This is a genomic window from Streptomyces tricolor (assembly GCF_002155905.1).
GTDB lineage: Bacteria > Actinomycetota > Actinomycetes > Streptomycetales > Streptomycetaceae > Streptomyces > Streptomyces tricolor.
This window is the reverse complement of record NZ_MUMF01000529.1, coordinates 1-4,888: the sequence shown is the minus strand read 5'-3', so window position 1 is coordinate 4,888 and position 4,888 is coordinate 1. Positions and strand designations below refer to the sequence as shown.

Here is a 4,888-nt window from a genome sequence, read left to right as displayed (position 1 = left end):
ATCACCCGGTACGCCGACGCGGTGGAGGTCTACCGCAGCCGGGAGTTCACCACCGAGCACGGCAACGGCCTGCCCACCCTGCTCACCGGAGGGGACGCGGCCGCCGGGACGATGCTCGCGGTGACCGACGGCCTGCGCCACCAGCAGATCCGCGCCGTCCTGACGAGGGCGTTCTCCCCGCGGGTGCTCGCCGCCGTCCAGGACGGCGTCCGCCGCACGGTGGACGACCTCATGGCGGCGGCCGTCACCAAGGGCACATGCGACTTCGTCCGGGACGTCTCCGCCAACATTCCGCTCGGCGCCGTCTGCGACCTGCTGGACGTGCCGCGCGGCGACCGGCAGTACCTGCTCGGTCTCACCTCGCAGGCGTGGAGTTCCGAACACGCCGACGCCCCGCCCGAGGGCTCCTGGACCGCCAAGAGCGAGATCCTGCTCTACTTCGCCGACCTCGCGCGGACCCGGCGCGGCGGTGACGGCGACGACGTGGTGAGCCTGCTCGCCAACTGCCGTATCGACGGCGAACCGCTCAGCGACGCCGAGCTGATGGCCAACTGCTACGGCCTGATGATCGGCGGCGACGAGACCGGCCGGCACGCCATCTCCGGCGGCCTGCTGGCGCTGATCGAGAACCCCGAGCAGTGGGACGCGCTCAAGAGCGGCGGCCTGAACCTCCAGACGGCCGCCGACGAGGTCCTGCGCTGGACCGTGCCCTCCCTGCACGGCGGCCGGACGGCCACCGCCGACGTCGAGGTGAACGGACAGCTGATCCGGGCGGGCGAGATCGTCAGCGCCTGGATCGCCTCGGCCAACCGGGACGGCGACGCCTTCCCCGATCCCGACCGTTTCGACCTCACCCGCACCCCGAACAAGCACCTGACCTTCGCCTTCGGCGCCCACTACTGCCTCGGCCACTACCTCGCCCGGGTCGAGATCGAGGCCGTGCTCGACAGCCTGCGCCGGATGGTCTCCGGCGTACGCCAGACCGCGCCGGAGACCTGGATCTACTCCAGCATCCTGCACGGCATGAACACCCTGCCCGTCGCGTTCGAAGCCGATCCGGCGGGCCTTGCCCCCTGACCCAGGAGTACGGCGTGTCCCCTGTGTTCGAAGACGACGACACGGACTATCTGGTGCTGCGCAACGCGGAGTTGCAGCACTCCCTCTGGCCGGCGTATCTCGCGGTACCCGGCGGCTGGCAGGTCGTGTCCGGACCCGCCGCCCGCACCGACTGTCTCCGCCACGTCGAGCAGAACTGGCGCGACCTGCGGCCGGCCTCGCTCACCGCGACCGGCGACCAGACCCGACAGAACGGAATAGCTTCGTGATCAACACATCGTTGCCCATCGTCCCGCAGGACAGCACCGACCAGCGGGAGATCTTCGCCACCGCGCTGGTCCGCCAGGCGCCGCTGCCCGAGCGGCTGAACACCGTCCTGCTGGAGATGGAGAAGGCCGCCAGGGACGAGGGCATCCCGGTCATCGGGCGGCTCGAAGGGGCGATCGTCCGGACGCTCACCGCACTGCGCGGCGACACCACGACCCGTGTCCTCGACATCGGCACCGCGATCGGCTACTCGGCGCTGTGGCTGGCGTACGCGCTGCCCGAGGGCGGCAAGGTCACCAGCATCGAACTCGACCCCGAACGAGCGGCACGCGCCGCGGACTTCATCGACCGCGCCGGCATGGCCGACCGCATCGAGATCCTCGTCGGCGACGCCTTCGAACTGATCCCGCACCTCGGCGCCTACGACCTGATCTTCCAGGACATCATGAAGCACCGGTACTTCGGCAGCGACCCCTCGCTCGCCACCGAGCTGCTCAAGCTGTCGAAGGCGCACCTGGAGGTGAACGGCCTCCTCATGATCGACAACGCCTTCTGCGGCGGCGGCGTGGTCGCCGGGGACGCGGCCGAGCACTCCAACGAGCTGGTCGGCGTACGGAACATGAACCAGGCACTCGCCGAGGACCCCGACTTCGACGGCGTGATCCTGCCGGTGCGCGACGGCCTGTGGATCGCGCGGCGCACCGCCTGAAGACCGGACGGCAGCCCGACGACACCGACGAGGGGAGCGCCATGACCACCGGGCAGGACATCGAGGAGCTGGTGCGGTTCGTGCTGGCGCCGGGCACGAGCGACGACCCGTTCGCCCACTACCTCCGGCTCCGCGAACTCGCCGACGTGCACCGCAGCGAGCGGACGGGCATGACGCTCCTGTCCCGGTACGCCGACTGCCGGCAGGTCCTGGGCGACCCGGAGACCTTCCGGGTCGTCGACACCGACTGGATGGCGGCCCACCGCCCCGGCTGGCGGCCGTCGCCGAGCCAGGAGCAGTTCCTCTCGTCGCTGTTCTTCCGCAACCCGCCGGACCACACCAGGCTGCGGCGGCAGCTGTCACGCGGATTCACCGCACGCCGGCTGCGGGTGCTGCGCCCGCTGGTGCACCAGGAGGTGCTGCGCGCGCTCGACCGGCTCGCCGCCGTCCCGCCCGGCGAGGCCGCCGACTTCCAGGAACTCGTCGCCGTACCGCTGAGCCTGACGGTGCTCGGCGGCCTGCTGGGCATCCCCGCGAGCGATCACCCCCGCTGCTGGACGCTGCTCCACGAAGCGGTCCCGGCACCCGACCCCGCCGCCGACGAGGCGGCCAGGGCCGCCCTGGCCCGGCGCGCGGACGAGGCCGCGGCCGAACTCGCCGCCTACTTCACCGACTTGATCGCGCGCAAGCGCACCGAGCCCGGTGACGACCTCGTCAGCGCCTGCCTGAGGGAGCAGGCGGACGACCCCGAGCAGCTGACCGACCACGAGCTGGCGCTCGCGGTGCTCCCGGTCTTCGGGGCCGGCGTGACGACCCTGAGCGACACCCTCGGCAACATCATGCACACCCTGCTGGCCCACCCCGGCCGGCTGGAGCGGCTCGCGGCCGACCCGGCGCAGGCCGAACGGGCGGCAGCCGAAGCCTTCCGCTACTGCGGCGGCTACCACATCACCCGCCGCTACGCGACGCGCGACACCGAGATCCGCGGGGTGCCGGTCGAGGCGGGCTCCGTCCTGGTGCTCCTCCTGGCCGGGGCGAACCGCGACCCGGAGGCGTTCGGCCGGCCCGAGGAGTTCGACGTCGAGCGCCCCGAGACGGCTTCGCTGGCCTTCGGCGCCGGAATCCACCACTGCCTCGGCGCGGCCCTGGCCAAGCTGCTGGTGGAGACCGTGTGCGGGGCGCTGCACCGGGCACCCGCGCTGCGCCCGGCCGGGCCGCCCCGATGGCGGCCGTCCCTGCTGTTCTTCGGACCGGTGCACCTGCCGGTGACGGTCGTGGCGGAACCCCCCACGGCACGGCCCGCACCGTAGCGGCCGACCGCCACCGGGGCGCGCACGGCGCCCCGCACCGACGTACTCACCACCGGGCCGGCGGCGACCCCCCGCCGGCCGGGGACTCGGCCGGCCCGCCGCAGCCGCGGCGCCGGCGGCCAGGGGCGCCGCCGAACGGCGCGCACCGCACCGACGCCCCGACGCGTTCGATTCGACAAGCCAGGAGGACGGACTTGAGCACGCCGGAACAGGATCTCGTGAAGGCTCTGCGCGCATCGGTCAAGGAAACCGCGCGCCTCCGGCAGAAGAACGCCCAGTTGCTCGCCGCCGCCTCCGAGCCGATCGCCATCGTGTCGATCGGCTGCCGTTTCGCGGGCGGCATCACTGGTCCGGAGGACTTCTGGAAGGTCGTGTCCGAGGGCACGGACGTGTACACGCCGTTCCCCGACGACCGCGGCTGGGATCTCGAAGGGCTGTACGACCCCGACCCCGACACCCCCGGCACGACCTACGTCAACCAGGGTGCCTTCCTCCACGACGCGGCCCAGTTCGACGCGCGGTTCTTCGGGATCTCCCCGCAAGAGGCCATGGCCATGGACCCCCAGCAGCGGCAACTCCTGGAAGTGTGCTGGGAGACGCTGGAGCGGTCGGGCATCGACCCGCACAGCCTGCGCGGCTCCGACACCGGCGTCTACGCCGGCATCGTGCACCAGGACTACGCCCCCGACCTCCCCGGAGCGGAGGACTTCCTCAGCCTCGAACGCGCGCTCGGCAGCGCCGGCGGCATCGCCTCCGGGCGGGTGGCCTACTGCCTCGGGCTGGAAGGCCCGGCCGTCACCGTCGACACCATGTGCTCCTCGTCGCTGGTCGCCATCCACCTGGCGACCCAGGCGCTGCGCCGCGGCGAGTGCTCGCTGGCCCTCGCCGGCGGGGCCACCGTGATGGCCACCCCGGGCGGCTTCGTCGGTTTCGCGCGCCAGCGCGGCCTCGCCTTCGACGGCCGGTGCAAGTCCTTCGCCGCCGCCGCCGACGGCAGCAGCTGGGCCGAGGGCGTCGGCGTCGTCCTCCTGGAACGGCTCTCCGACGCGGAAGCAAACGGACACCGGGTCCTCGCCGTGATCCGTGGCTCGGCCGTCAACTCCGACGGCGCCTCCAACGGGCTGACCGCCCCCAACGGGCCCTCCCAGCAGCGCGTCATCCGCAGCGCGCTCGCCGCCGCGGACCTGTCCACCGACGACATCGACGCCGTCGAGGCCCACGGCACCGGGACCACCCTCGGCGACCCGATCGAGGCGCAGGCCCTCATCGCCACCTACGGGCAGGGCCGCGATCCGAAACGCCCGCTGCTGCTCGGCTCGGTCAAATCCGTCCTCGGCCACACCCAGGCGGCCTCCGGCGTCGCCGCCGTGATCAAGACCGTGCTCGCACTGCGCCACCGCTACCTGCCGGCGACCCTGCATGTGGATACCCCGACCCCGCAGGTCGACTGGTCCGCCGGAACCGTCGAACTGCTCACCGAGGGCCGCGACTGGCCGGAGAACGGCCGGCCCCGCCGGTGCGGCATCTCCTCGTTCGGCGCCAGCGG

The 4,888-nt window shown here is 72.6% G+C and carries 5 protein-coding genes; all 5 read left to right on the top strand.

Going from position 1 to position 4,888, the window contains the following annotated elements; translation table 11 throughout:
- A partial coding sequence (locus CCN44_RS32660) for a cytochrome P450 (RefSeq protein WP_086701783.1) occupies nucleotides 1-1,077 on the top strand: 1,077 nt, incomplete at its 5' end.
- 14 nt (nucleotides 1,078-1,091) lie between these two features.
- Nucleotides 1,092-1,325: an MbtH family protein gene (locus CCN44_RS32655; protein WP_059255685.1), complete on the top strand. Its 234-nt coding sequence runs from the start codon at nucleotides 1,092-1,094 to the stop codon at nucleotides 1,323-1,325.
- Nucleotides 1,322-2,032 carry an O-methyltransferase gene (locus tag CCN44_RS32650; protein ID WP_059255683.1) on the top strand — a complete coding sequence of 237 codons (711 nt, stop codon included), beginning with the start codon at nucleotides 1,322-1,324 and terminating at the stop codon, nucleotides 2,030-2,032. The genes CCN44_RS32655 and CCN44_RS32650 overlap by 4 nt, the downstream gene beginning before the upstream one ends.
- A 41-nt stretch (nucleotides 2,033-2,073) precedes the next feature.
- The gene (locus tag CCN44_RS32645) at nucleotides 2,074-3,342 is read left to right on the top strand and encodes a cytochrome P450 (protein ID WP_143650102.1); all 1,269 of its coding nucleotides are present in this window, start codon (nucleotides 2,074-2,076) and stop codon (nucleotides 3,340-3,342) included.
- A gap of 194 nt (nucleotides 3,343-3,536) precedes the next feature.
- Nucleotides 3,537-4,888: type I polyketide synthase (locus CCN44_RS32640; RefSeq protein WP_143650099.1), on the top strand; the 1,352-nt coding region annotated here is incomplete at its 3' end.

What these genes read in the sequence shown, in the direction of transcription:
- CCN44_RS32645 (WP_143650102.1), top strand. Translation starts at nt 2,074, where the DNA reads ATGACCACCGGGCAGGACATCGAGGAGCTGGTGCGGTTCGTGCTGGCG.